The organism is Streptomyces sp. NPDC047315 (assembly GCF_040643215.1).
Taxonomy (GTDB): domain Bacteria; phylum Actinomycetota; class Actinomycetes; order Streptomycetales; family Streptomycetaceae; genus Streptomyces.
The window spans coordinates 33,975-59,116 of the sequence record NZ_JBEYTZ010000040.1 but is presented as its reverse complement, the minus strand read 5'-3'; the positions used below and the strand labels follow the sequence as shown (position 1 = coordinate 59,116).

The 25,142-nt window shown below is 73.3% G+C and carries 23 protein-coding genes and 1 tRNA gene; 11 read left to right on the top strand and 13 right to left on the bottom strand.

Going from position 1 to position 25,142, the window contains the following annotated elements; genetic code table 11:
• Positions 1-49: 49 nt before the first annotated feature.
• Together ABZ842_RS33455 and ABZ842_RS33450 are read right to left on the bottom strand one after the other, a co-directional pair.
• Positions 50-670: a hypothetical protein gene (locus ABZ842_RS33455; RefSeq protein WP_361545585.1), complete on the bottom strand. Its 621-nt coding sequence runs from the start codon at positions 668-670 to the stop codon at positions 50-52.
• Positions 667-1,041 (bottom strand): PadR family transcriptional regulator, encoded by a 375-nt coding sequence (locus ABZ842_RS33450; protein ID WP_361545582.1) that lies wholly within the window; start codon positions 1,039-1,041, stop codon positions 667-669. Before ABZ842_RS33450 ends, ABZ842_RS33455 begins: the two co-directional genes overlap by 4 nt.
• 182 nt (positions 1,042-1,223) lie before the next feature.
• On the opposite strand from ABZ842_RS33450, the gene ABZ842_RS33445 reads away from it, so the two are divergent.
• The gene (locus tag ABZ842_RS33445; protein WP_361545579.1) at positions 1,224-1,784 is read left to right on the top strand and encodes a MarR family winged helix-turn-helix transcriptional regulator; all 561 of its coding nucleotides are present in this window, start codon (positions 1,224-1,226) and stop codon (positions 1,782-1,784) included.
• 159 nt (positions 1,785-1,943) lie between these two features.
• Here the strand turns inward: ABZ842_RS33445 and ABZ842_RS33440 are convergent, their stop codons facing one another.
• Complete coding sequence (locus tag ABZ842_RS33440; RefSeq protein WP_361545576.1) at positions 1,944-2,819, bottom strand: MerR family transcriptional regulator; 876 nt, start codon at positions 2,817-2,819, stop codon at positions 1,944-1,946.
• Between the two features lie 176 nt (positions 2,820-2,995).
• Here ABZ842_RS33440 and ABZ842_RS33435 point away from each other — a divergent pair, with 176 nt between their 5' ends.
• Positions 2,996-3,358, top strand: coding sequence for an SH3 domain-containing protein (locus ABZ842_RS33435; protein ID WP_361545573.1), 363 nt, complete (start codon positions 2,996-2,998; stop codon positions 3,356-3,358).
• 104 nt (positions 3,359-3,462) lie between these two features.
• Here ABZ842_RS33435 and ABZ842_RS33430 read toward each other — a convergent pair whose 3' ends face one another.
• Positions 3,463-4,089, bottom strand: a complete 627-nt coding sequence (locus ABZ842_RS33430) for a PAS domain-containing protein (RefSeq protein WP_361545570.1) — start codon at positions 4,087-4,089, stop codon at positions 3,463-3,465.
• Positions 4,086-5,330, bottom strand: coding sequence for a pyridoxal-phosphate dependent enzyme (locus ABZ842_RS33425; protein WP_361545567.1), 1,245 nt, complete (start codon positions 5,328-5,330; stop codon positions 4,086-4,088). Before ABZ842_RS33425 ends, ABZ842_RS33430 begins: the two co-directional genes overlap by 4 nt.
• Before the next feature lie 124 nt (positions 5,331-5,454).
• On the opposite strand from ABZ842_RS33425, the gene ABZ842_RS33420 reads away from it, so the two are divergent.
• Complete coding sequence (locus ABZ842_RS33420) at positions 5,455-6,237, top strand: hypothetical protein (protein ID WP_361545564.1); 783 nt, start codon at positions 5,455-5,457, stop codon at positions 6,235-6,237.
• 45 nt (positions 6,238-6,282) lie between these two features.
• Here ABZ842_RS33420 and ABZ842_RS33415 read toward each other — a convergent pair whose 3' ends face one another.
• From ABZ842_RS33415 to ABZ842_RS33390, 6 genes are all read right to left on the bottom strand, one after another.
• Positions 6,283-7,752: an alpha/beta fold hydrolase gene (locus tag ABZ842_RS33415; RefSeq protein ID WP_361545561.1), complete on the bottom strand. Its 1,470-nt coding sequence runs from the start codon at positions 7,750-7,752 to the stop codon at positions 6,283-6,285.
• A gap of 705 nt (positions 7,753-8,457) precedes the next feature.
• A complete protein-coding gene (locus ABZ842_RS33410; RefSeq protein ID WP_361545558.1) occupies positions 8,458-9,384 on the bottom strand; it encodes a bacterial transcriptional activator domain-containing protein in 927 nt (308 codons plus the stop codon).
• A 70-nt stretch (positions 9,385-9,454) separates the two neighbouring features.
• Entirely contained in the window at positions 9,455-10,486 is a 1,032-nt protein-coding gene (gene selD, locus ABZ842_RS33405; RefSeq protein WP_361545555.1) for a selenide, water dikinase SelD, read from the bottom strand.
• A complete protein-coding gene (locus tag ABZ842_RS33400; protein ID WP_361545552.1) occupies positions 10,483-12,279 on the bottom strand; it encodes a SelB C-terminal domain-containing protein in 1,797 nt (598 codons plus the stop codon). Before ABZ842_RS33400 ends, selD begins: the two co-directional genes overlap by 4 nt.
• The gene (gene selA, locus ABZ842_RS33395) at positions 12,279-13,655 is read right to left on the bottom strand and encodes an L-seryl-tRNA(Sec) selenium transferase (RefSeq protein ID WP_361545549.1); all 1,377 of its coding nucleotides are present in this window, start codon (positions 13,653-13,655) and stop codon (positions 12,279-12,281) included. The genes ABZ842_RS33400 and selA overlap by 1 nt, the downstream gene beginning before the upstream one ends.
• Before the next feature lie 82 nt (positions 13,656-13,737).
• A tRNA-Sec gene (locus tag ABZ842_RS33390) sits at positions 13,738-13,832 on the bottom strand.
• A 365-nt stretch (positions 13,833-14,197) separates the two neighbouring features.
• On the opposite strand from ABZ842_RS33390, the gene ABZ842_RS33385 reads away from it, so the two are divergent.
• The 7 genes from ABZ842_RS33385 to ABZ842_RS33355 all read left to right on the top strand — a co-directional run bounded on the left by ABZ842_RS33385 (position 14,198) and on the right by ABZ842_RS33355 (position 18,786).
• Positions 14,198-14,902 (top strand): hypothetical protein, encoded by a 705-nt coding sequence (locus tag ABZ842_RS33385; RefSeq protein WP_361545546.1) that lies wholly within the window; start codon positions 14,198-14,200, stop codon positions 14,900-14,902.
• Between the two features lie 7 nt (positions 14,903-14,909).
• Entirely contained in the window at positions 14,910-15,446 is a 537-nt protein-coding gene (locus tag ABZ842_RS33380) for a hypothetical protein (RefSeq protein ID WP_361545543.1), read from the top strand.
• Complete coding sequence (locus ABZ842_RS33375; protein ID WP_361545540.1) at positions 15,443-15,976, top strand: hypothetical protein; 534 nt, start codon at positions 15,443-15,445, stop codon at positions 15,974-15,976. The genes ABZ842_RS33380 and ABZ842_RS33375 overlap by 4 nt, the downstream gene beginning before the upstream one ends.
• A 127-nt stretch (positions 15,977-16,103) precedes the next feature.
• Positions 16,104-16,316: a hypothetical protein gene (locus tag ABZ842_RS33370; RefSeq protein ID WP_361545537.1), complete on the top strand. Its 213-nt coding sequence runs from the start codon at positions 16,104-16,106 to the stop codon at positions 16,314-16,316.
• A gap of 54 nt (positions 16,317-16,370) precedes the next feature.
• Positions 16,371-16,904 carry a hypothetical protein gene (locus tag ABZ842_RS33365; protein WP_361545534.1) on the top strand — a complete coding sequence of 178 codons (534 nt, stop codon included), beginning with the start codon at positions 16,371-16,373 and terminating at the stop codon, positions 16,902-16,904.
• A gap of 215 nt (positions 16,905-17,119) precedes the next feature.
• Positions 17,120-18,118: a GlxA family transcriptional regulator gene (locus ABZ842_RS33360; protein ID WP_361545532.1), complete on the top strand. Its 999-nt coding sequence runs from the start codon at positions 17,120-17,122 to the stop codon at positions 18,116-18,118.
• Positions 18,119-18,174: 56 nt separating this feature from the next.
• Entirely contained in the window at positions 18,175-18,786 is a 612-nt protein-coding gene (locus tag ABZ842_RS33355; RefSeq protein ID WP_361545529.1) for an isochorismatase family protein, read from the top strand.
• Positions 18,787-19,087: 301 nt separating this feature from the next.
• Here the strand turns inward: ABZ842_RS33355 and ABZ842_RS33350 are convergent, their stop codons facing one another.
• Entirely contained in the window at positions 19,088-20,809 is a 1,722-nt protein-coding gene (locus ABZ842_RS33350; RefSeq protein ID WP_361545526.1) for an MFS transporter, read from the bottom strand.
• Between the two features lie 498 nt (positions 20,810-21,307).
• Positions 21,308-24,043: a serine hydrolase gene (locus ABZ842_RS33345; protein WP_361545523.1), complete on the bottom strand. Its 2,736-nt coding sequence runs from the start codon at positions 24,041-24,043 to the stop codon at positions 21,308-21,310.
• 253 nt (positions 24,044-24,296) lie between these two features.
• Between ABZ842_RS33345 and ABZ842_RS33340 the strand changes: the two genes are divergently transcribed.
• A complete protein-coding gene (locus ABZ842_RS33340; RefSeq protein WP_361545520.1) occupies positions 24,297-25,025 on the top strand; it encodes a GPP34 family phosphoprotein in 729 nt (242 codons plus the stop codon).
• Positions 25,026-25,142: the final 117 nt, after the last annotated feature.

The following is a 25,142-nucleotide window of genomic DNA, read 5'->3' as shown; positions in this document are numbered from 1 at the left end:
CCAGCAGCCGGGGGGGCGGGAGGTCGCGGCGGCTGGGGCCGGCCGGCCCTCAGGCGCGGCGGGTCCGCCAGAGCCACGTCGCCACGCCCACGAGCAGGGCGGACATCGCCACGTTGGCCAGGAGTGCCGGGCCGTCGCCCGTCGGGCCGCCGTTGGAGAGGTTCCAGGTGGTGATGACGACGGTCGGCAGTACGGCGGTGAGCAGTACGCCGGTGGTCTTCTGGACCGCGGTCCAGTGCACCGAGGTGCACAGGAGCACCGCGCCCACGATGCGGAACAGGACGCCGAAGAGCGGGCCGGGCTGGTCGGGGAAGACCACTATGAAGGGGAGCGAGAGGGTGAGCATCAGGAGCGGGGCCAGGGGGTGCACCTTGCCGCGGCGGGTCGGGGCGGCGGCGGGCTCGGCCGCCCCCGCCGCCGTCCCGGTCCCCGCCTCCGCCAGGGCCGTCGCCGCGATCGTACGGGGGTCCCCCAGCTCCGCCAGGATCTCGCCCGTCGCCGCTTCGGGGCGCTCGGCGCGCGTCACCTCGATGTGTTCGGCGAGGTCGGCGAGGAGTTCCTGGCGGCGGTCGGCGGGGAGCACGGAGGTCTCCCGCTCGACGGCGGCGAGGTAGTCGCGCACGGAGTCGACGGATCCGACAGAGGCGACAGAGGTGGCGGGGGTCTTCATGCGGGGTCTCCGGTGGAGGCGTGGGGGGCGGTCAGGAACACGTCGACGGCGTCGCGGAAGTCGGGCCAGACGCGGGTGAACTCGTCGAGCGCTGCCCGGCCGTTGTCGGTGAGCGCGTAGTAGCGACGGGGCGGCCCGGCGGTGGACTCCTGCCAGGTGGTGGTGACCAGGTCGTCGCGGCGGAGCCGGGAGAGCAGCGGGTAGACCGTGCCCTGGCTGGTGGCCAGGGCGCCGGAGCCCTCCAGGGCGTGGAGGAGTTCCACGCCGTAGCGGGGGCGGTCCCGCATCAGGGCGAGTACGCAGTACTCCAGCACGCCCTTGCGCAGCTGGGCGGCTGCGCGGGCCTGCTTGGTCGAATCACCTGGTTCCATGCGATGCAAGATACCTGGTCGGGCAAGTGCACGGCAAAGTCGCGGCCGGACGGCGGCAGGTCGGCGGTCGGTCGACGGCTGGACGGCTGCCGGTCGGCGACCGGTCGACGGGCGATCGGCGAGCGGTCCGCGATCACGCGATGCCTCGTGGCCGCCCGCCCGCCCCGGCTAGCGTGGCGATCATGAACCAGTCGACGCGCTCCGCCACCGACCAGGCCCCGGCCGACCCCACCGCCGCCACCGACGACGCGTTGGCGACCCAGCCCATCGGCTACTGGAGCGGGCGTGCCCACGCGGTCGTCACCCGCCATCTGCGCGACGCCATGGCGCGGATCGACGTCACCCAGCCCCAGTACTGGGTCCTGAACCGGGTGGACGGCGGCCTGACGGCGCCGAGCGTCGGCGAGGTGGTCGACCAGCTGACCCCGCTCGCGGACGGGCCGTACGACATCGCACGGGTCCTGGACCAACTACTGCACCGCGGCTGGATCCGCAGCGACGACGAGCAACTCCTCCATCTCACCGAAGCCGGCGAGAACGCCCGGCGACAGGTGCGGGCGCTGGCGACCGAGGCGCGCGCCACGGTGCACGAAGGCATCGGGGACGACGAGTACGTGGCCGCCCTCAAGGTGTTGCGCAAGGTGATCGACAACGCGGAGGCGGCCCTGGCGCCCGCCGCCGGGCCGACCGCTACGCCCTCCAGCGGACGGACGGCAGCACGGTCCTCCAGTGGGAGACGATAGCCAAGGACGACGTGGTCGAGCGCGCCTACGCCCCCGACCGACCCCAGCCGAAGGCGAGCTAGCCGGACCGGTGCACGCCCTGCCCACACCCGCGCGGGCAGGGCGTACGCATGCCCCGACAGCAGCGGGAGATCCTTCAGCCGCCCACGCCGTCAGCGGTCAGCGGTCAGCGGCTATCACGGCGACGCACTGTGAATATCGACTGATTCGGCCGATGACGAATGCGCGTTCAATCGACGGGTGCCACTCCGTCGAATCGCCGCCGTCGGTCTCACGCAGTCGAATGTGGTGCCGACAGAGCCCCAGGAGCAGCCATTTCGTCGCGGTCGCGATGTCCGGCGCCCTGCCGAGGAGCTCCCTGACCCAGCCCGGCCACACCGGCGCGGGCCTGCCGGGCCTGTCGGGCCTGTCGGGTACCGCAGGTCCGCCGGGCACGGCGGAAGGCCGGGCTGCCGGGAATGCCTTTGGTTCGAGGCTTGAGACGAGCGCGTACATTTCGGCGTAGGCCGAGACCTGCCGGGCGGACGGACGCACCGGCGGCGCGGGAGCGGCGTACGAGACGATCGCCTCGATCGGGGAGCCCGGCGGCCACGGCGGGAGCAACCGGCGCCAGGCCCGCGCCAGTTCCTCGTGCGCCCGCTGCGGACACTCCACCCGGGTGAGCCGGTCCAGCAGGCGGGGCCGCCAGGGGCCGGGCGAGGAGCCGAGGGCCTGCCAGATGGCGTCGCGCCAGGCCAGCTCTCTTTGCCGCAGACGTACTCGCTGCTGTTCGGACTCCGCGAGTTCGCCCAGCGACGTCCCGTCCTGGAGGACTTCCGCGATGTCCGCGATGGAAACGCCCAGGCTCCGTAATCGCCGTATCAGAGCGAGGTGTTCGAGTGCTTCGTGCTCGTAGCGCCGATGGCCGCCGTCGCTGCGGTGAGCCTCGGGCAGCAGCTCGATGTCGGAGTAGTAGCGGACGGTCTTCACCGGCACTCCGGCGCGTGCCGCCAGTTCACCGATGCCCAGTCCGCTCCCGGACGTGTTCCGCGTCACACCTTGCCGCATGGTGTTGAACCTCCAGTCCGCTGGAGCTTTTAACGTACGACCGCCAAACGGGGCGGTGAAGGCGCGCATCGCGCATCACGTGGACTATCACGTCGGGCGATGCCGTATGAGGCCCTGCCGTCCTGCTCGAAATCGGTTCGTTGTTTCGATGTTCGGAGGAAGCCATGCAGAAGAATCGCAAACGCCTCTTCGCCGGCGTTCTGCCGCTGGTCGCGATGGCAGGGCTGGTGACCGCGGCGACGCCCGCGATCTCGGCCGAGTCGAGCCCGCGCTCGTGCTCCCACACCTGGTCCAACAAGGACGGGGACACCGGTCGCGTCAGGTCGTCCGCGCCGCTGCGCCAGGGCCCGCACGAGGCTTGTGGCAGCGTCGCGCAGGTGCACAACTCCTCGCTGCTCGCCTATCACTGCTACATGACGAACGGGGTGGGGAACACCTGGACCCACGCCCGGATCCAGGGCACCAACATCGACGGCTGGATCTATGACGGCAATCTGCTGGACGGAGGCTCCACCAAGCCCTGTTGATCTGACGGGTTGACCTGACGGGTTGACCTGACGGGTTGACCTGACGGGTCGGCTTGCCGGATCCGCAGCCGGGGGACGCGGTCTGGAGCGTCCCCCGGTTCGGCTCACGACGTCCGCAGGTCGTTGTAGACCGTCGCGCGCGACACCCCGAGGACCCCCGCCAGCACCCGCGTCGCGTGCTTCACGTCCAGGAAGCCGTCCGAGTGGAGTTGGCGGACCAGGGCTCCGCGGTCCCGCGCCGGCAGTTCGCGGGGCTTGCAGCCGCGGGCCGCCGCGTACTCCTGGGCCGCGACGTGCAGCGCGGAGGTCGACGGGCGCAGGGTGTCCGCCGGCGGGGCCGTGGTGTCGTCGGTGCGGGTGAGGCGCTGCGCGACGGCCGCCAACTCCGTCAGCAGGGACACGTCCAGGTTGAGGCAGAGCGCACCCACGTACGCGCCGTCCGCGTTGCGGATGCCGATGGAGGTGCTCTTCACGGGGCGGCCGTCGGGGAGGCGGTTGGGGTAGTTCTGCACGACGTCCGGGAAGTCGGGGTCGGCGAGGCGGGCGAGGCCGAGTTCGGTCGCCGGGTCGCCGGGGGCGCGGCCGGAGAGCGGGTTCTCCACGGCGCGTACGGCGTGGGCCGGGTCCCGCAGGTCGTGGAGGACGACTTCGCACAGGCCGGGGAACATCCGCCCCACCGCGTGGGCGATCTTCTCCGCCTCGCGCAGCAGCAGTTCATCGCCGTCGCTCACGACGCACCCCCGTCCCCGTCCCCGTCCCCGTCCCCGTCCCCGTCCCCGTCCCCGTCCCCGTCCCCGTCTCCGTCTCCGTCTCCGTCTCCGCCCAGGATGATCCGTTGCATCGCGCCCGCCGCCTTGAGGCCGGAGCCGGTGAGGACGACGACGGTGCGCTCCCCCGGCACGATCAGCCCGCGCGCGGCGAAGTCGTCGACGGCCGCCGCCGCGGTGGCGCTGGTGGGCTCCGCGTACAGCCCCTTCGCGGCGAGGCGGCGCACCGCGTCCTCGATCGCGGCCTCCGGGACCGCGGTCATCTCGCCGCCCGAGCGACGGACGGCGCGCAGCACTTCGGGGAGGCGTACGGGGTGCCGGATCGCGGTGCCCTCGGCGACGGTGGGGGCCGCGTCGTACGGCACGGGGCTCTCCGCGCCGGCGCGGAAACTGGCGTGGATCGGGGCGCAGTTGGCGGGCTGGGCGACCAGCAGCCGGGGCAGCCGGTCGATCTGTCCCGCGGCCAGCAGCTCGCCGAAGCCGAGGTCGCAGCCGAGCACGGTGCTGCCGGCGCCGGCGACGGTGACGACGGCGTCCGGGGCGCGGAAGCCGAGGTCCTCCCACAGCTCGTACGCGAGCGTCTTGACGCCCTGGAGGAAGAACGGGTGCCAGTTGTGGCTGGCGTACGGGGTGGTGGCGGCGCGGCGCAGCGCTTCGGTCGCGGTGGCCTCCCGGTCGCCGGGGACCAGCTCGACCTCGGCGCCGTACGCCCGGGCCTGGAGGACCTTCGCGGGCGAGGTGGCCTCGGGGACGAGGATCCGGGCGCGGATGCCGGCGGCGGCGCAGTACGCGGCGACGGACGAGCCGCCGTTGCCGGAGCTGTCCTCGATGACGTCGGTGACGCCGTGGTGGGCGAGGAAGGAGATCAGGACGCTGGTGCCGCGGTCCTTGAAGCTGCCGGTGGGGTTGGCCCACTCGGTCTTGAAGGAGACGGGGACGCCGTTCCACTCGCCGTCGAGCAGCGGGGTACAGCCCTCGCCGAGCGAGACGGGCGCCGCTTCGGCAAGCGGCGCGGGCAGGGCGGCGCGGTAGCGCCACAGCGAGCGGCGGGCGGTGTCCACCCGGTCGCGGGCGATGCCGGGCAGCCGGGAGACGGAGAGCGGCGCTCCGTCGTCCCCGCGCCAGCGCAGGGGGTCGGTGAGCGGATAGCTGCGGTCGGAACGTTCGTCGACGTAGTGCGCTTGGTTAACTGCTCGATCAGGCACATTGGACAGTTTTTCTAGCCCTGGACGAATCGTCAACCCCTGGTGGGGCGGCGCCGCCTTCCACGATCCGCAGCCGGCCCGGCGCCCCTGCGGGCATCGGCCGCGGCCGTGGCAGACTCCCGCCATGCGGCCGGATCTCGAACTCCTGCGGAACCTGATCGACGCCACTGCCGAGATCGCGCCCCGACCTGGCGCCGGGAAGCCCCCGGCGGCGGTGCGCGCGGCGGAGGCCGTGGTCGGGCCCCTCTCGCCGTCGTACCGCTGGTGGTTGACGGCGTACGGCGAAGGGACCTTCGCCCGGCAGGAGGTCGCCACCGTCAGACCGTTCCACCACATCGGCGGGGTGGGCATCGGCGACGGCTGGTCCGGCGGCGACCGGCTGCCGTTCCTCCAGGACGGCGACGGCGGCGACGGCTACTCCTTCGCGCTCGACGCGGCCGGGCCCGGCGGGGAGCACCCGGTGGTCCGGCGCGACCCGTTCCTCGGGGACGAGGAGCCGTTCGCCGACTCGTTCGCCGGCTTCCTGACCGTACGGACGGCGCTGCTCCGCGGACTGCGGGAAGGGCCGAATCCGGCCGTGGCCCGGCTGTGGCGGGCCACTCCCGGCGTCCGGCTTCCCGACGGCGGTGCGGTCTACGGGCCGCACGTCCAGCGCGTGCGCAACGATGCCCACGGCATTCCCGCCCGCGCACCGCACTGGGTGCTGATCGGCGACGACGGCGCGGGCGACGGGCTGTTCATGCGGCGGCACGGCCGGGACCGGGAATCCGTCCACCGGCTCGCCCTCGCCGACGTCGCCGCCGGTTCCTTCGACGGGGACGTCGCCGCCGCCGGCACGCACGTCACGGGCGATCTGCTCGGCTGGATCGACGACAACCGGGCGGGGCCGGCGCCTGCGAACGACTGACGGGGCCCCGACCGGTGACCGGTACGAACGGGGAGAGGCCGGGCCTCAGGGCGGCGGCACCGCCGGGCAGCGGGTGCCCCGGGGCGGGGGCGCCAGATCGGTGAGGTAGCGGTTCACGGCGGCTTCCATGCACGGGCCGCTGGTGGCGCTGCCGTGGCCGTGGCCCTCGTAGGTGAGGAGCACACCGCTGCGACCGAGTTGCCGGGCCACCGAGACCGCCCACGGATGACCGGTGGCGGGGTCGTGCAGCGCGTTGGTCAGCAGGACCGGCGGGACGCCGCGGGCGTCCAGGCGGTGTTGCGGGTTGGCGGTCGGCGCGCCCAGGCACGCGGCGACCATGTGCACCGGCAGCAGGTACGGCAGATCGGGCGCGGTGGCCTCCATCGCGGCGACGAGCGAGGCGTACTCGCGGTGGTCGCGCACCGGCAGGCGCCAGTCCGAGCAGAAGACCGGTGTTGCCGGGGGCAGCGGCGCGACCGACGTGGGCGACGCGGGCAGCGGAACGCTCGCGTCCATCGTCGCGATCGTCGTGGCCAGGCCCGCGTGGTCGGCCCCGTAGAACTTCCGGAACGCGATCTTGTTGACCAGGTCCGCAGGGGACAGCGCGGTGCCCGGCTTCGTCGGGTCCGCCAGCTCCCCGCGGCCGGCCCGGGCCAACAGGCCCTGCCAGACGGCGCGTACGTCGCGGTCGTGCAGTGCGCACGCTGCGGCGCCTTCGCACCACTTCACGAACTCCCGGAACGAGTCCTGCGCCGCGACCGCCTGCGACCGCAGGAATTCGCGGGTGGTGGGGACGCTGTGGTCCAGGACGCTCTCCAGCACCATCGCGCGCACGCGACGCGGGTGGGTCTCGGCGTACTGGGCGCCGAGCAGGGTGCCGTACGAGCTGCCGTGGAAGGTGAGCTTCCGCTCGCCGAGCGCGGCCCGGAGGGCGTCCAGGTCCCGGACCGTCTGGGCGCTGTCGAGGTGGTCGAACACCGGGCCGGTACGGGCCCGGCAGTCCGCCCGGAGCCGGCTGTTGTACGCCGTGGTGGCGTCGAAGTCCGCCTGGCTCTTCAGCACCGGTGACGGCCGCGCGGCAAGCAGCTCGCGGGAGCAGGTCACCGGGTTGCTGCCGCCCACGCCGCGCGGGTCGAAGCTGACGACGTCGAACCTGCGGCGGACCTCGGGGCTGAACCGGTGGGCCCGGCGCACCACGGTCTCCACCCCCGAGTCGCCCGGCCCGCCGGGGCCGAACACCAGCGAGCCGACGCGCGCTTCGGGGTCGGCGGCCTTGCGTCGGGCCACGGCCAGGTCGAGCCTCGGTCCGTCCGGGCGTGCCCAGTCGACCGGCACCGAGAGCGCGGCGCACTCGGCCCCCGGCTGCGCGGGGTCACCGCACGGTGCCCAGCGCAGGGCCTGCGCGGCGGCAGGCGCGGCGTGGGGCGCGGGAACGACGACGAGGCCGGCTCCCACGGCCAGGACCGCGGCCCGCACGACGATGCGCCGCACCGCGGATCTCCCCCTCGACAACATGCTTCCTCCTCAAGGGAATTGCGCGCCGGACGTATGGACCCGGTCGGGGTGACGTCGTCGCCACGGTAGGCGCGCCGATGCCCAAGTGGCGTGCCCGTCAGGGGCTTTTCCGGGTCGGCTCGGGGACGGGTCAGGGGACGCGTCAGGGGACTGATTGGAGAAGGCTCCGCCGCGGCACGGGCGGCGTGCGACAGGGCTTTGGCGTCGCCGCGGATGACGCCTGCGTGGTGCGGGTTGCGCGGTGCGGTGCGGGTTGCGCGACGTCGCCGTGGGTGGTTCAGCGATCGTGGCGTCTGCGGCCTATCTGTGGCTTGTCGCGCAGTTCCCCGCGCCCCTTATTGCCCACGCCCTACGGGCGTAGGGGGCAAACCCGTGCCGTGCCCGCAGGTGATCGACGGGCGGAGCGAAACAGGGGGCGCTGGGGGTCCCCCACGCCCTCTGGGCGTAGGGGGTGGAACTGCGCGACCAGCCACAGACGGGCCGCAGACGCCATGACCGCACGTCTATCACGGCGTCACAGCGCTGTTGCGGCATCCAGCATCGCGCAGGGGCACACGGGGGCGCCGCGCGCCCAGACGCCCGCGCCCGCTCAGGCGGCACACGGGGGCGCCGCGCGCCCAGACGCCCGCGCCCGCTCAGGCGGCACACGGGGGCGCCGCGCGCCCAGACACCCCCGCACCCCGCACCCCGCACCCCGCACCCGTGTCAGCGGCCTATCGCTCGGCCCCGGGCCTGCATCAGGATTTCGCCGGGCGCGATGCCCAGGGACCTGTTCAGCCGGTTGCGCATGTGCTCGTACACGTCGAGCGCGGCCACCCGCATGCCCGCCGCCGTCAGCGCGTCCATCAAGATCGCGTGCGAGGACTCGTTGAAGTGGTCCTCCTCGCAGGCGCGGCGGGCCGCGACGACGGCCTCCTGGGGGCGGCGGGCGTCCAGCGCCGCGCGGGCCAGTTCCTGGAGGTGGACGGTGTGCTCCAACATCAGGGACTGCTGGGTGTGGTGGTCGACGCACTCCGCCGGCACCCCCTCCAGCAGCCGGCCGCGCCACAGCGCCAGCGCCCCCTGGAGGTGCCGCAGACGGTGCAGCGGGTCGGTGAGGTGGCGGGCGCGTTCGACGGCGTGCCGGAACCTCGCCAGGTCGGTGAGCACGCCGCCGCCGGGGAGCCCCGAGCCGTCGGTCAGGGCGTACCCGGAGGGTTGGGTCACCACCCCGAGCCCGCCGTCCGTCGCGTTCAGCAGCCAGGACCGCAGCCGGTGCGCCCCCGTGTGCAGCCGCTGCTTGGCCTGGGAAGTCGAGCGGTCGGGCCACAGCCGGGCGGCGAAGTCGTCGGCGTTCACCGGCAGCGGGTGCGCCAGGGCGAGGGAGCCGAGCAGGGCGCGGACGACGACGCCCGAGGGGGCGGTGTGTCCGCAGGGGCCGAGGAGGACGACGGGGCCCAGGATGCCGACGCTGTGCATCGGCAGGGCCGCGGATACGGCCGTAGCTGTTGCCGTAGCCGTTGCTGTTGCTGTGGTTGAGGCTTCCCCGAATGCCTCCCCGAAGGTGTCCGGCTGTCCGGGGCCGTGGTCAGCGAGCCCCTGGTCGATGTCGCCGGCGATCTGCATGGTCGACCCCGTTTCGTCGTTGGTCATGTGACTAATGGGTCCTGTGGTTCAGTCCGGAGCGTCAGTTCGGTCCGGTACGTGAGCCCGTTCCGGTGCGTCAACGGAGCACCAGAGTGTGGCCCGTGAAGGGCAGCACCTCCCCGATCACCGGGTGGCCGGGCAGTTCGCCGGCGAGGAGGAGGCCGCCCGAGGTCTGGGCGTCCGCGAGGAGCAGTGTGGTGAGTTCGTCGGCGGCCGTCAGGTCGGCGTGCGGCGCGACCCACGCGAGGTTGCGCCGGCTGCCGCCGCTGATGTGCCCGGCCGCCGCGGCGGTGCGCGCCGCCGCCAGCACCGGCACGCGCTCCGCGTCGATCGCGAGCGTCACGCCGGAGGCCCGCGCCAGCCGCTGCGCGTGCCCGAGCAGCCCGAAGCCGGTGACGTCGGTGCCGCCCCGGACGCCGGCGGCGGTGGCCGCGGCCGACGCGTCCCGGTTGAGCGTCGTCATCACCTCGACGGCCTCGGGGAAGACCTCGCCGGTCGCCTTGTGCGCGGTGTTCAGCACGCCGACGCCGAGCGGCTTGGTCAGGGTGAGGGGCTGGCCGACGGTCGCCCCGTCGAGGGTGATCAGCCGGTCCGGGTGGACCGTGCCGGTGACGGACATGCCGTACAGCGGCTCGGGCGAGTCCACGCTGTGCCCGCCGGCGACCGGGCACCCGGCGCCGCGCGCCGCGGCCAGCCCGCCGCGCAGCACCTCGCGGGCCAGCTCCATCGGGAGCACGGACCGCGGCCAGGCGAGGAGGTTGATCGCCATCACGGGGGTGCCGCCCATGGCGTACACGTCGGAGAGCGCGTTGGTGGCCGCGATCCGGCCCCAGGTGTACGGGTCGTCCACGACGGGCGTGAAGAAGTCGGCCGTCGAGATCGCGGCGAGGTCGGGGCGCAGCCGCACCACGGCCGCGTCGTCGCCGTGTTCGGGGCCCACCAGCAGCTCCCCGGGGCACTTCGCACCGGCCGGTACGCCACCGCCGTCCGCACCGCCCTTGACGGCCCGGTCCGTGAGTCCGCTGAGTAGGGTCTCCAACTCACCGGGCGGGATCTTGCAGGCGCAGCCGCCGCCCTGTCCGAACCGGGTCATCCTCGGCACGTTCACGCGCGTCTCTCCCTCGTCTTCCCTGTGGGGTGCACAGTGCGCAGGTCGTCGGATCCGCGCCGGGTGACCCCGGTGCGGTCCAGGTGCTCGATAAGTGGGAGGGCGATTCGACGGGGTACGTTCCACGTGTGACGTGCCTGCGACACGGTGAACGGGCTTCCGGCGAGCGGGGCGAGCGCGCGGGCCGCCGCCGCGGGCAACTCGGCGGCCACGTGCACCGTTTCGGAGAGCCTGACGAGCCGTCCGGTCTGCACGGCGAGCGCGAGTTCGCGCCGTCCGACGCCGAGCGCGGTCAGCTCGGCGGGCGTCGGCGCCAGGAACTCGCCCCTCGCCAGCGCCCCTTCCATCGATTCGACGAGCTCGCGGGCGGCAGCCGGCAGCGGGTCCGCCGCCGCGGCGGGTACGACCCGGCCCGAGCGCACCGCCAGTTCGGCGGGGAGGAGCGCGGCGAGCAGGGCGCGGTCCGGCAGGCCCAGGCGCCGGGCGAGCGCGCCCGCGTCGACCGGTTCACCACCGGCGTCGACCGTCGCGGCCAGGGCCTCGGCGGCGACCCGGCGCCGCTCGTCGGGCGCCACCAGCCAGTCACCGGCGACGGGCGTCGCGGCGGCGCAGTCCACGCCGATGCGGCGCAGCGCGTCGGCCCGTACGAAGCGACGCGCCGCCGTCTCGTGTTCGACGTCGGGCGTGCCGGGGTGGTCTGCCAGTGCGTCGGCCCGCAGCGCGCCGGCGCTGCGCGGCCCCACGGGCGGCGGCGCGGGGTCGAGCACCACCGCGCTCCCGACCACCCTCCGGTGCTCGGTGACCACCGCGCGGTCGCCGACGCGCAGCGGCAGCGCCCGCGCCAGGACGAGCCGTGCGGTGCCCCGCCCGAAGCGGCGGACGCGCGCGGGCACGGCGGCGGAGCCGAGGTGCACGGTGAAGCGGGCGGGGATGCGCGCGAGCAGGGGGCCGTACAGCCGTACGTCGACGGTGTCGCAGAGCGCGTACGTGCCGGGGGTGCACAGCGCCCGTCCGCGCAGCCCTTCGGCGGGGGCCTGGCCGCGCAGGTTCACGGCGACGCGGGCGGGCCCGGCGGACCGGTCGACCGCCCGCCCCAGCTCGTGCAGTCCGCGTACGGTCAACGGCGGCTGGTCCGGCCCGGTTTCCAGGACGTCGCCCCTGGCCAGGGCCCCTTCCCGGAGGGTTCCGGTGACGACGAGCCCGTGTCCGGTACGCGCGAAGGCCCGGTCGACCCACAGCCGTACGGGCGCCTTCGGGCGGGCCGGCGGCGTCCGGTCCCGTAACGCCGCGAGTGCGGCGTTCAGTTCGTCCAGTCCCGCACCGGTGCGGGCGCTGACGGCGACGGCGGGCAGCGCGGCGAGCCCGGTGCCGGCGAGGGCGGCCCGGGCCTGCGCGAGGGCGGGGGCGGGGTCGGCGAGGTCGCAGCGCGTGACGGCGAGCACGCCGTCCCGCACGCCGAGCGCGTCGAGCGCGGCGGCGTGCTCCTGCGACTGCGGCATCCAGCCACCGTCGGCGGCGACGGCGAACAGCACGGCCGGCGCGGGCCCGGCGCCGGCCAACGCTGTGGTGAGGAACCGTTCGTGCCCGGGCACGTCGACGAAGGCGACCCGCTCGTCAGCGCCCGCGGCGCCCGCGGCGTCGGGGGCATCGGGGACGTCCGTCCACACGAACCCGAGGTCGATGGTCAGCCCTCTGCGCTGCTCCTCCTCGGTCCGGTCCGGCTCCATCCCGGTCAGGGCCCGCAGCAGGCTGGACTTGCCGTGATCGACGTGCCCCGCGGTCACGACGACCATCACGGCCCGACCCCCGCACCCGCCCGGGCCGGCGCGGCAGAACCCAGCGGCATCGCAGACCGCGGCGGGGCCGAGCGCGTCGCCCACGCCGTGAGCACCGCGCCGATCAGGGCTTCGTCGTCGGACTCGTCGACCGTGCGCAGGTCCAGCACAAGACGGCCCTTGCGCACCCGGCCCAACACCGGCCTGCGGCCGGTGCGCAGGGCCGGGGCGAGGGCGGACGGCAGGGCCACGCCCGCGGACGGCAGGGAGAGGCCGGGCGCACCGCCGCCGCCGACGACCGCCGTGGTGTCCACGGCTTCGGCGTCCACGTCCGCGCCCCGCAGTCGGCGCGCCGTCGACTCCGCGCGGCGCCGCAGCTCCTCGGGGGTGCGGGCGAGCGCGGTCTGCACGGGCGAGGCCGGGCCCCGTAGCGTCGCTTCCAGGGCGGCGAGGGTCAGCTTGCCCGTGCGCAGGGCGCGGGCGATGGGGTGCCGGCGCAGGCGTTCCACCAGGTCCGCGGTGCCGAAGAGGAGGCCGGCCTGGGGGCCGCCGAGGAGTTTGTCACCGCTCGCGGTGACCAGGTGCGCGCCCTGGGCGAGCGCGGTGGAGACGTCCGGCTCGTCGGGGAGCAGGGGGTTCGGGGCGAGCAGACCCGAGCCGACGTCCACCACCAAGGGGCGGCCGAGGCAAGCCAGTTCGGACACCGACGGGGAGCTGACGTAGCCCGTCATCGCGAAGTTGGAGGGGTGCACCCGCAGCAGCAGCGCGGTGCGGTCGCCGATGGCGCGGGCGTAGTCGGCCACGGTGGTGCGGTTGGTGGTGCCCACCTCGCGGAGCCTCGCGCCGGTGCTCTCCAGCAGCTCCGGCAGCCGGAACCCGTCGCCGATCTCGACGAGTTCGCCGCGGCTGACGACGATCTCCGCGCCCTGGGCGAGTGCGGTCGCGGCGAGGACGAGGGCCGCGGCGTTGTTGTTCACGACGTGCACGTCCCCGGCCGCCGGCACCGCGGCGCGCAGTGCGTCCAGCGCGCCCCGCCCGCGCTGCCCGCGGCGGTTGGTGGTGAGGTCGAGCTCCAGGTCGGAGGTGCCGGCGAGATGGGCGACCGCGTCGACGGCGGCCCGGGACAGCGGCACCCGGCCGAGGTTGGTGTGGACCAGCACGCCCGTCGCGTTCAACACCCGGCGGTGGCGCGTGGGCGCGGGCGGCAGCCGTACGACCGCGTCCGCGACGGCCTCGGCGACGCTGCACCCGCCGTCCCGTAAGGCGCGCTGGACGCCTCGCGCCGCCTCGCGCACCTCGCCCGTACCGATGCGGACCGCGGCGGCCCGCAGGCGCGGATCGTCCATGATCTCGCGCACGGACGGTATTCGACCGGGAACGTCGGTCTTACCCATGTCGCTCCTGACGCTGTCCCGGCGGCGGTGCGGTGCTCACCTGCTGCGGGTGGAGACGGAGTTGGCGAGTGGAAGGTTGAGACGGAGGTGGACGGGAGTCGAACCCGCTGACGCGCAAGGGAAACAACGTCCACCGGTTTTGAAGACCGGGGCCGGCACCGGCCGACGGACACCTCCGGACAAGATCTTCCAAGCCGGACTCCCGTCTGTCAACGAAAGTCCGCACCCGGGGCACTTGCCGTGAGCGAGGTGAAAGCGGCTGGTGAGAGGGGTGACAGCGAAGTGAGAGCGGACGGGAAGGGGAGCGGAAGGCGCTGCGCGCACAGCTGCGAGACGGGCGGGAGCGCGGAGCGAGCCGTACCGCAGCGCGGCCAAGGCGGACCCGAAGCGCCTCCGAAGCACGGCCGAAGTACCTGCACAGCTCACGGAAAGACAAACGACAGATTAGGGAGAGATTCGGGACAGAAGCGTCTCCTATGGTGTGTTCCGGGCACGCCGCCCGGCGCGCCGACCACGTCGCTCACTCCACCCCTGGAGGTCCCATGCAGGCCACGGCACACTCCACGAAGGCCCTGGCACCCGACGGGCGTTGGGTGTCCTTCGCCTGCCGCGCCCGCTCCGTGCAGGACGACTGGTACTGGCACTTCCGCCTGACCAGCCGTTCCATGGGCGTCGGCGTCAGCGTCACCGACCGCGGCTACCCGAGCGTCCTCATAGAGCAGCTCGGCAACCGCCTCGTCCAGCAACTCACCTACAAGAACCAGCCGCTGCAACTGCTGGCCCACCCCGAGGGCGAGGGCTGGCAGGGCATCTGGACCGGCCCGCACCACTGCCTGATCATGGCGTTCCCCGGCAGCCGGGTCGACGCGGGCGCGGTCACCGACGTGCTCGACCAGCTCGTGCTCACGGACACCGCGGCCGGGCTCGTCGTCAAGCCCCGCTCCTCCGAGGTCTCCTCCTGGAGCCTGTACGGGGTGAAGTTCACCTCCGGCGGCTCCGTGACCATCTACCCGGCGGCCGACGCAGCCCGCCTCGTCCCGGACGGCTCCGCGGGCAAGTCCGTGGAGAACGGCGAGGTGTGGGTCAAGACGATGGGCATCGCGGGCGTCGAACGGGGCCGCAAGTTCCTGCACTCCGGGCCCAAGGCGGTCTGCCTGGTCGACGACGAGCTGGACGCGGACACCGGCGTCGGCGCCGCCGACCAGGAAGAGCTGCTCCAGTCGCTCGACGTGCGCTGGGGAGCGTGAGCCGGCCGTGTTGAGCGTCCTCACGGTGCTGCTCGTCCTCGCCTGGGCGGCCATCGTGTTCCTGACCTTCGGTTACGCCGCGCTCGTCGCGAAGGTGCGGGCGCTGGAGAGCGGGGGCGCCGGCCAGGCCGGGAGCCCCGCGCGCCAGTGGCCCGAACTCGCGCCGGGCAGCGGCGCCGGCGCCGCCGGGCGCACCTTGGCGCTGGTGGTCTCCTCGTCCTGCCCCACCTGCGAAGAGGTCGTCCCGGCCTGGCCGGAGGTCGGCGGCGCGCTCGCCGCCACCGGCCACCGCCCCGTACTGATCGACATCGACGACTCCGGCCGCTGGCACGGCGCCGGCGCCGGCGAAGTCGTCCGCGGCAGCGAGCTGTCCGCGCCGCTGCTGCTGGCCTACCAGCCGGCGCTGCTGGTCCTCGACGGCGACGGGACGCTGCTGTCCGCGGAGCCGATCGGCTCCGTCGACACCCTCGCCGCGGCCGTCGAGGCGCACACCGGCGCCGCGCAGTCCACCACCCCTTCCCTCACCACGGGAGTCGCATCATGACCAGTGCCTTCCTCCAGTCCATCCCGGAAGTGACCGTCAACCCCGACTCGGGCGCGAGCCGCGCCACGGCGACCGCGGAGCCCGCGCCCGTCGTGCAGCCGCAGCGCTCCGGCGGGGGCGGCGGCTTCGGCCGGCGCACCTTCCTGCGCACGACGATGGCGGGCGCCGCCACCCTGGCCTTCACCGGCCTCGGCTGGCTCAGCGGCGGCGGCACCGCGCACGCCGCCGTGGGCCGCAAGTCCCGCCACCCCGCGCACTGCATGAACGTGGACGTGCCCGGGGACACCCCGTGCTGGGGCCGCGAGTACATCGCCGCCAAGTACTGCGCCGCCGACGGCTACCACCGCACCGACACCAAGAAGTTCGGCACGTACACCCACAAGTACAACTGGGAAGCCGCGTGCGACGGCTACGCCGGCTGGTACTGGAAGACCCGCGACGGCCGCACCGTCCACTGCTGGGACGGCTACTTCGACCTGAAGAAGAACGGCCGCACGACCCGCCACACCACCAGCTGCAAGAGCAAGTGAGCGGCGGGCTGCCCCTCGATCAGGTGCAGCCCTGGACCGGCTCACCGCTAGACGCCGGTGGCCGTCGTCGTCCCCCGTCGGCGGCGGCCACCGGACCCATGCCGTACGCGGACGGAGGACCACCGCATTGGCCCTGACCCTGGCCCAGCGCATCGAAGCGCGCCTCCCCCGCTCGCCGGGGGCCTCCGCCCTGACCGCCGCCGGCACCGCCCTGCTGCTCACCGCCGTGGCAGCCGCGGGCGCCGCGTGGGGTCCGCCCTCGCTGTACGGGGTGCTGTCCGCCTTCGCGGCCTGCGCGGTCGCCGTCCTCGCGGGCTACTCGCTCTCGGGCTCCGTTTGAAGCCACAACTCAGCAGGTTTGCTGACCTCGTCGGTCTGGCGGGGAACACGGAACGTGCAGTACTTCGTCCGGGGCCTGTTCCTGGGCGGCGCGGCCACCGGGCTGCTCCTGATGCTGCCCGCGGTGCTGTTGCAGACCGCGGTGCCGCTGCCGGCGCTCACCGCGGCGCTGTCGGCGGCGACGGCGCTCTTCCTCGCCGTCGAGGTGGGGCTGCTGCCCTTCCGCATGCCGCAGAACGCCCGGCTGGTGCCGAGCGACATCGTGGTGCGCACGGACGGCAGCGGGGCGCTCCAGTTCGGCTTCGAGATGGGCACGGGACTGCGCACCTTCGTGCCGTCGCACCTGCCGTACGCGGCGATCGCGGTCCTGCTGTTCGCGGGCCCCTGGTGGGCGACGCCGCTCGGCGGACTCGCCTTCGCGTTCGGCCGGTCGTTGATGGTGCGGTCCGCGGTCCGCGCGGGCGACGCGTCAGCCTGGGACCGGGAGTTCGCCGCCCGACGCCGACCGATCCTGGCGCTGTGCTGGGCGACGGCGACGCTGGCGGGCGCGGTGGCGGTGGCGCTCCAACACGGCTGGACGCCGTTCTAGGCGTACGGCCTGATAGACGCCGGGCGTCGGTCCCGAACCCCCTGGGACCGGCGCCCGGTCCGCGCGCCCGGCTCCGCGGGTGAGCCCGGAGCCGGGCGCGTTCATGCGCCGCAGGCCGGGTCCGGGGCCGGGCGCGCTCCTCCGCCGAGGGGCGTGTCCGAATGTGACACCAGCCCGTCATTGCCGTCGTCCGCGCCGGCGTCGACGATGGAGCCATGTCCGAGATCAGTCACCGCGTCGTGATCGCGGTCTTCCCCGAGGTCGACCTGCTCGACGTCACGGGGCCGGCCGAGGTCTTCACGCTGGCCAACCGGGAGTCCGGCGGTCGCGCCCGCTACCGGGTCGACCTCGCCGGCCCCGGGCCGGCCGGGGAGCAGGTGACCACGTCGGCGGGCGTGCGCGTGGTGACCGACACCGGGTTCGCGGACGTCGGGTCCGCGGTGGACACGCTGCTCGTCCCCGGCGCCGTGGACTGGTGCGCCGACGGGCCGCGGCCCAAGATCGCCGGCGGGGTCGTGGAGTGGGTGCGGGACACCGCGCCGCACGCGCGGCGGATCGCCTCGGTGTGCGTGGGTGCGCACGTACTGGCCGCGGCCGGGCTGCTGGACGGCAGGACGGCCACCACGCACTGGTCCACGGCCGATCGGCTCGCCGCCGACTACCCGGAGGTCACCGTCGACCCCGACCCGATCTTCGTCCGCTCCGGGCGGGTGTGGACGGGCGCGGGCATCAGCGCCTGCCTGGACCTGGCACTCGCGCTGGTCGCCGAGGACCACGGCGAGGACCTGGCGCTCGCCGTCGCCCGGCAGCTCGTCGTGTACCTCAAGCGGCAGGGCGGCCAGAGCCAGTTCAGCGTGCCGATCAGCCGACCGCCGGCCACCCGCCGGGACATCGACGAACTGCGCCGCTACGTCGCCGACCACCTCGACCGGGACCTGTCGGCGCCCGCACTGGCGGCCCGGATGTGCCTGAGCGAGCGGCACTTCGCCCGGGTCTTCGCCCAGGAGACGGGGACGACGCCCGCGGCGTACGTCGAAGCCCTGCGCGTGGAGGCGGCGCGCCGGCTCCTGGAGGCCACCGACCAGCCGCTCGAACTGGTCGCCAGGTCCACCGGGCTGCGCTCGGTGGAGACGCTGCACCGGGCGTTCCAGCGGCAGATCGCGACGAGTCCGGGGGCGTACCGGCGCCGCTTCCGCACGGCGGCGCCGCGCTGAGCCGCGCTTCCTTCTTTCGCTTCCCTTCTTCCCTTCCTTCCCTCTGGAGGTTCACCATGTCCGCTTCCACCGCGTCCACCACGCTCCGCGACGTCGTCGGGCTCGACGACCGGCTGCCCGCGCTCGCCGAAGCCACCCTCGTCCTGATCGACTTCCAGAACACGTACCGCACCGGCGTCATGGCCCTGGAGGGCGTGGACGAAGCGCTCGCCGCGGGCGCCCGGCTGTTGGCCGCGGCGCGCGCCCTCGGCAGGCCCGTGGTGCACGTCGTCAACGACGGCGGCGAGGGCACCCCGTACGACATCCGCGCCGAGATCGGCGCGATCAGCCCCGAGGTCGCCCCGGTCGACGGGGAGCCCGTGATCGTCAAGAAGCTCCCCGACTCCTTCCAGGGAACCGACCTCGAACAGGTCCTCCGCGGTCTGGGCTCGGGCCCGGACCTGGTGCTGGCCGGCCTGATGACGCACATGTGCGTCGCCTCCACCGCGCAGGGCGCGTTCAACCGCGGCTACCGCCCGACGGTCGTCGCGGAGGCGACGGCGACGCGGGCGCTGGCCGCGCCGGACGGCACGGTCGTCCCCGCCGCGGTCCTCCACACGGCGGCACTGACCACGATCGGCGACCTCTTCGCCCCCATCGCCCCCAAGGTCACCGACCTCACCCCCTGACCAACCCGCCATTTCCCTGCGGGACGCGTTGGTCTCCACTGGCCGGTGGTGGGCTTGTCGCGCAGTTCCCCGCGCCCCTAAAAACCTCCGCCTCCAGCCCGCAGGCAAATGACGGGAGCAGCAAATCAGGGGCGCGGGGAACTGCGCGAACAACCACGGACGGGCCGCAGAGACCAACGCCTCCGCAGGGAAACGGCGAGGCCGTCCAGGGGCGCGACCAGCCACATACGGCCCGCAGAGACCAACGCATCCCGCAGGGAAGCCGTGGCCAGGTCTCACGCCCAGCAGACGCGCAGCGGGGCTAGCGGAGTTCGTCCGGGCACGGCGTGCCCCGCGGGACGTCGTACGGGCCCGCGATCCGGTACGTGCCCGCGTGCGGAGCCAGCAGCTCCGTCCACTCGTCCCCCTCCGCGTCCTTCTCCGCCTTGATCAGGCAGCCGTTGAGGTTCACGTACGACTTCGGCTCCCCGTCGTCCCGTCGCTTCGACTCCTCCGTCTCCTCCGGCCCCTTCACCCGCTTCCCGTTCTCGTCCACGATGCTCAGCCACGGCGAGTACGGCACCCGGATCAGCACCCGGCCCGGGTCCGTCACCTGGATCCGCAGCTCGCTCGCGTCCGCGGTCTCCACCGTCGCGGAGGAGTCCGCCATCGGCACCGGGTCCTTGACCTCGAAGACCTGCCAGTTCGCATCGCGCCAGACCCGGTTCAGATACGGCAGCCCGCCCTCGACGAGCTTCGCCTCCTGCTCGGCGCCGGTGTCCGGCTTGCCCTTGGGCAGGACGACGTAGCGGACCGCCCACCGGTCCAGCCAGGCCCGGTAGTCCGCCGCGGTCAGCGTCTTGTCCTCGTCGTAGAAGATCGGGTTCCGCTTCATGTCGGCCTGGCGGTTCCAGCCGCGGGCCAGGTTGACGTACGGCGCGAGCGCGGACGCCTCCCGGTGGCTGCTGGCGGGCACCACCTCGACCCGGCCGCGCCGGGCGTCCAGGTCTTCGAGCTTGTCGATCAGCGGGGCCACTTCGAAGTTCCAGGAGGCCGTCGGCGCGGTGCGGACCACGTCGTCGACGGCCTTGAAGCCGATCCAGAAGTTCAGCCCGGCGAAGGCCACCACCAGGGCGTACCACCTGCGGGAGCGCGGCACCGCGTACGGCAGGGCGGCCAGCAGCGTCACCCCGGCGAACAGCATCGCCATCCGGGACACGTTCGACCCGATCTGCGAGTCGATGACCCAGGTCAGCAGGGTGCCGACGGCGTAGACGGCCGCGGCGGTGCGGACCGTGCGCCACTCCTTCGGGACGAGGAGGAAGACCAGCACTCCGAACGCGAAGGGCAGCGAGGTGGAGCCCAGCGACATCGGCTGCGTGCCGGAGAAGGGGAACAGCCAGTTGGACACGCCGACCACGACGACGGGCGCGAGCCCGAGCGCGTACGCCCCCGGGCGCCGCTTGTTCAGGAACAGCGCCGCCGCGACGACGCCCAGGTAGAGGCCGGCGACCGGGCTGCACGCGGTGGCCAGGCCCGCGAGCGGCACGGCGACGGCCGCCTTCGCCCAGCGCTTGGTTCGCCAGCGGTGCGGCCAGCAGAAGACCGCGGCCACGGCGCCGATCGCGAACATCATGCCGAGGCCGAAGGTGACCCGGCCCGACATCGCGTTGCAGAGGAAGGCGAAGGCGCCGGCGAGGGCGCACGGCAGCGGATTGCGCACCGCCCGCAGCCGTACCAGGATCAGCGCGGTCAGGGCGGCGGAGATCGTGCCGGCGACCATCATCGTGGGCCGTACGCCGATCATGGACATCAGGTACGGCGAGACGACGCTGTACGACACCGGGTGCATCCCGCCGTACCAGGCGAGGTTGTACGCGGAGTCGGGGTGCCGGCCGGCGAACTCGGCCCAGGCGTCCTGGGCCGCGATGTCGCCGCCGGTGTTGGCGAAGAAGAAGAACCACAGCAGGTGGCCGATCGCCGCGACGGCCGTGGTGACGAGGACCGGGCGGCGGCACAGCCGGTCCCACACGTCGGCCAGCACGCCGGGCGTGCGCCCCGAGCGCCCCGCTGACCCGGCGGGACCGGCGGGACCCTTGGGACCGGACGAGTCGGCGCCCGAGCCCGAACCGCCTGCTCTGGTCGAGCCCGCTGTTTCGGTCGAGCCCTGTGACGACTGCCGTATTCGCGGCCCCGAGCGGGGGCCGCCACCGTCCGTGCTGGCCGGCTTTGCGGTGGTCACTGCGGCTCTTCCCCCAGTCTCGTCCGTTTGCGGGTGTCCATTATTTGCGGTGTCCCTTACGGGCGTCCCGCGCGGGTGTCCCGTACGGGTGCGTCCGTCGGGTCTTCGGTGGACCGTCCCCGTGTCACTAAGACGCCGTGCCACCTGGGGAGAGTTGCCCGTCCCGAGCCCTTCCGAGCTTTCCGGACGCTAACACGAGGAAGCCCCGGGCACCCCGGGGCTTCCTCGTACGCGCTGGCTCGCGTCAGCTCAGGAGCATCGGCTCAGGAGCGTCGGCTCAGGCAGGTCAGCTCGGGAGCGTTAGCTCATGCGGGTCAGCTTGTCGCCGAAGCCGGGCTCCGGCAGGTCCTGCTGGAGCGCGACCGGGGCGGACGTCTTGCCCGGGCCCTTGCCGATGGAGACCTCGCCGACGACCTCGCCGGCCGCGCCGTTGTTCGGCAGCTCGCCGTTCGCGGGGGCGGTCAGCGCGAGGTCGATGGTGAGTCCGGCCCAGCCGACGGCCTTCAGTTCCTGCGTGGCCACGACGGGGGTGCGGGTGCCGAAGCCGTTGTCGAGGTAGCCGACGACCTGGCCCTTCTTGACGACCGTGGTCGAGTCGACACCGGCGCGGGCCGCCGTGATCACCTCGATGCTCTTGTCGATCGCCTTCGCGGTCTTCTTGTAGAGCGCGTCCTCGCCCTGCACGTTCATCGTGATGCCGTTGACGCGGTGCAGCTTGCCGTCGATCTCGGTGAGGAAGGACCAGAGCAGATTGCCGCCGGCGGGGGTGGAGGAGCCGGTCTTGATGCCGTCCACGCCGTTCTTGAGCAGCGCCTTGTCATTGCCGTTGCGGTAGCGGTCGCTGCCCGGGATCGTGATGTTCGTGGTGTCGGTGATCGACACCAACACCTTGTTGTTCATGGCGGCCTCGGCCAGCTTGAGCTGGTCCAGCGGGGTGGAGGTGTTGGTCTTCTTGAAGCCGCTGGGGTCGGTGTAGTTGGTGTTGGTCATGCCGAGGCTCTTGGCGGCGTCGTTCATCTTCTTGAGGAACGCCTCCTCGGAGCCGGCGTCCCAGCGGGCGAGGAGCCGGGCGGCGTTGTTCCCGGAGGGGATCATCATCATCTGGATCATCTGCTTCTGCGTGAACTGCTGCCCCTCCTTCATCTTCGCCACGGACTCGGTCTCGACCCGCTTGGACTCCTCCTCGGCCTGCTTGTCCACCGTGATCTTCGGGCCGTCCTCGCCCTCCTTCAGCGGGCGGTCGCGCAGGATGACGTAGGCGGTCATCACCTTGGCGACGCTCGCGGTCGGCGCCGGCTTCTGCGGACCGTACGTGCCGATGACGCCCACGCCCTCGACGGCGACCGCGCCCTGACCGTCGTCGGTCGGGAAGGGCAGCGCGAGCTTGCTGCCGGGGATGGTGAAGGTCGGCTTGCCCGAGAGTTCGAGCTTCGCTTCGGGCAGCGGGCGCAATATCTGTGCGACCGCAAAGACAATCATGAGGAGCAGGACCAGCGGGGTCCAGATCTTGACGCGTCGCAGGGCGGCGCGGGCCGGGGTGTCGGGGGTGTTGGTGAGTTCGGCGAGCAGGTCCAGCGGCGGACGCGGCGGCATCGGCTGCTGGGTGGTCCGCTCGGCCTCGGGGAGGTCGGCGGCGGCGGTCGCGGACGCCGCGGAGGCCGGGGCGTCGACGGAGGCGGAGGCTGCGGCGGCCGGGGTGTCGGGGGTCGACCTGGGAGCCGACTTGGGCTCGTCGGTGCCGCGCAGCGGGACGAAGGTGCTGGCCTTCTTACCCGGCTTGGCCTCGGGCTTCTCGTCCGGCCGGGGGATCGTACGGGTGGCGCCGTCCCGGGCGGAGTCGTCGGCGCCCTCGCCCTCGCCCCCGCCCTTGGCGCCCTTCGCGTCCTCGTCAGCGTTCTTCTTCGCGCCCTTGGCGGCGTCCTTGGCGGCGCCCGTCTTCGCGTCGGGCTCCGGGCGGGGCGCGGGCGGCAGCTTGAGCGCGGTGGTGGGACTGTCGACCGGCGCTTTGCGCGGGGCGGCGAACACGGCCGTGGCCTGATCCATCGGACCGTTGCCGTCGTCGTCACCGTTGCCAGCGGAGGCGGACTTGCCCTTCGCATCTGCATCGTCGGCAACGTCGACGTCCGTGCCACCGTCCGCGTCGACGCCGGCGCCGGCGCCCTTCGCCGCGGCGGCCTTGCCCTTCGCCCAGGACGGGCCGTCCTTGCGGAGGGTGGTGGTGGGGGTGTCCGTGCCGCGGGCGGCATCCGCGGTCTCCTTGCGGATGACCTTGGTCGCGGTGTCGATCGGGCCGGACTGCGCCGCCGGCTCGTCGTCCGCGGATGCCGTGGATGCCGTGGATTCCGCTTCCGATTCCGCTTCACCCTTCGACCCTGCGTCGGGAAGGGGGTCAGAGGCGGCTGTACGGCGCTCCGGCGCCGCTTCCGGTGCAGAACCGGGGGCGGGGACCTCGGCGGCCTCCTGGCGCTTCTGAGCGGCGTTCAGGGGCGGCTCGGGGATGACCGCGGTCGTCTCGGTGGTCGGGTCGTCCGCCGCGGCGACGGGAGTGCGCCGGTACACGGCTGTGGCGGTGTCGACGCCGGCGCCGTCGGCTGCGTCGTCATCGCCGTCATCGCCGTCATCGCCGTCATCGCCGTCATCGCCGCCATCGCCGTCATCGCCGACCTCGGCCTCGGGCTTGGAGTCGGTCGTGGACTCGGCCTCGGCGTCGGCGCCGTCGGCCGCGTCGACCGCAGCCGGCTCGCCGCCCTTCTCCGACTCGTCCGACTCGTCTGCCGCTTCCTCCGCCTTCGCCGCCTCCGTCTCCGTCTTCGACGAATTCGACGACTTCACGGACTCTTCCGGCCCTTCCGGCCCTTCCGAAGAGTCGGATGCGTCCGGGTCGGGCGGAAGGGTGAAGACGGCCGTCGCCTGATCGGAGCGGTCGGCCAGCGCGAGCCGGGGGTCACGCTCGCCCGGAGCCGTCTCCCCCGACGACTTCCGCTGCTCCGACTTCTCGGGGGACTCGCCCGCCACCGTGCCTCCTCGATGAACCATGAACCATGATCTTGAACCGTGAACCTCTAGAACCGCACGCGACTGTCCCGCGTCCGATTACGGGGGTGGCGACGCACGTTCGAACGGGGCCCGTGTTGTCCGAACCATCTCCCAGTGTCCTGTGTGAGAACGCGCCCCCCGTGCCTAGACGAGAACGACATACCTAACGGTTCCCATACAAAGCACCCAGGCACTCTCGACAGACCAATGTGAGAGGCGTCACCCTGTCATTCATCCACGCGGGGAGGCATGGATGGGCAGGAGCCGCAGAACACTTCCGGAGGAGCTGCTGCTGCTAGCTCTGGACCCGACCACGGGTACCACAGCTCAGCCGCAGTCGCTCGATCTCGGCCTTGCCGGAGCTCAGCTAGTGGAGCTGGCTCTGGCCGGGCGGATAGCCCCAGACGGGGATCGTATCGCCGTGGTGATGCCACGGCCGACAGGAGATCCAACCCTGGACTCCGCACTGGAGCTGCTGCGCAGACGCGGCAGCCCGGTTCGGGCGGTCCACTGGATCGGCGGGCCCCGACTGGGGCTGCGTCAGATCTATCTCGCGCATCTGGAGCGGTGCGGCATGGTTCACGCCGTGGCCGGCCAGATGTGCGGCGTACTGCCGACGACTCGCTACCAGGCGACGGACACGGCGATCAGTCGGGACATCAGGGCCCGGCTGGACAGTGCGATCCGCACCGGTGTACCGCCGGACCCGCGGACCGCGGCGCTCGCCGCGCTGGCCCACGCGGTCGGCCTCGGCAAGCACCTCTACCCGGGCAACGAAGGCCGTTCCTCACGGTCCAGACTTCGCGATCTGATCCGGCACGACCCCATGGGCGGACTCGTGGCGCACGCCGTGATGGACGTCCAGAACGGCGTGGCGGCCCAGCCGCGCCGCAGCCCGGGCGCCGCCGGCGCCGGTCGGCAGGGCGCCGGCGTCTCGATGCAGCAGCGCCGTTCGGGCATGGCCCGCGTCGCCGCGCACTGACACGCCGCGACGCCCGACCACGACCACGACGCATCCGCACGACCGAACCGAACGACCCGAACGACCCCGACGAGCCGCCGATCAACCGACCCACCGTTCCACCGAGCCGTCTGACGT

Bases quoted from the DNA above. Each gene is read 5' to 3' on its own strand.
- ABZ842_RS33455 (WP_361545585.1), bottom strand. From the start codon at position 670: ATGAAGACCCCCGCCACCTCTGTCGCCTCTGTCGGATCCGTCGACTCC.
- ABZ842_RS33450 (WP_361545582.1), bottom strand. From the start codon at position 1,041: ATGGAACCAGGTGATTCGACCAAGCAGGCCCGCGCAGCCGCCCAGCTG.
- ABZ842_RS33445 (WP_361545579.1), top strand. From the start codon at position 1,224: ATGAACCAGTCGACGCGCTCCGCCACCGACCAGGCCCCGGCCGACCCC.
- ABZ842_RS33435 (WP_361545573.1), top strand. From the start codon at position 2,996: ATGCAGAAGAATCGCAAACGCCTCTTCGCCGGCGTTCTGCCGCTGGTC.
- ABZ842_RS33420 (WP_361545564.1), top strand. From the start codon at position 5,455: ATGCGGCCGGATCTCGAACTCCTGCGGAACCTGATCGACGCCACTGCC.
- ABZ842_RS33415 (WP_361545561.1), bottom strand. From the start codon at position 7,752: ATGTTGTCGAGGGGGAGATCCGCGGTGCGGCGCATCGTCGTGCGGGCC.
- ABZ842_RS33410 (WP_361545558.1), bottom strand. From the start codon at position 9,384: ATGACCAACGACGAAACGGGGTCGACCATGCAGATCGCCGGCGACATC.
- ABZ842_RS33400 (WP_361545552.1), bottom strand. From the start codon at position 12,279: ATGGTCGTCGTGACCGCGGGGCACGTCGATCACGGCAAGTCCAGCCTG.
- selA (WP_361545549.1), bottom strand. From the start codon at position 13,655: ATGGGTAAGACCGACGTTCCCGGTCGAATACCGTCCGTGCGCGAGATC.
- ABZ842_RS33385 (WP_361545546.1), top strand. From the start codon at position 14,198: ATGCAGGCCACGGCACACTCCACGAAGGCCCTGGCACCCGACGGGCGT.
- ABZ842_RS33375 (WP_361545540.1), top strand. From the start codon at position 15,443: ATGACCAGTGCCTTCCTCCAGTCCATCCCGGAAGTGACCGTCAACCCC.
- ABZ842_RS33360 (WP_361545532.1), top strand. From the start codon at position 17,120: ATGTCCGAGATCAGTCACCGCGTCGTGATCGCGGTCTTCCCCGAGGTC.
- ABZ842_RS33355 (WP_361545529.1), top strand. From the start codon at position 18,175: ATGTCCGCTTCCACCGCGTCCACCACGCTCCGCGACGTCGTCGGGCTC.
- ABZ842_RS33345 (WP_361545523.1), bottom strand. From the start codon at position 24,043: ATGGTTCATCGAGGAGGCACGGTGGCGGGCGAGTCCCCCGAGAAGTCG.
- ABZ842_RS33340 (WP_361545520.1), top strand. From the start codon at position 24,297: ATGGGCAGGAGCCGCAGAACACTTCCGGAGGAGCTGCTGCTGCTAGCT.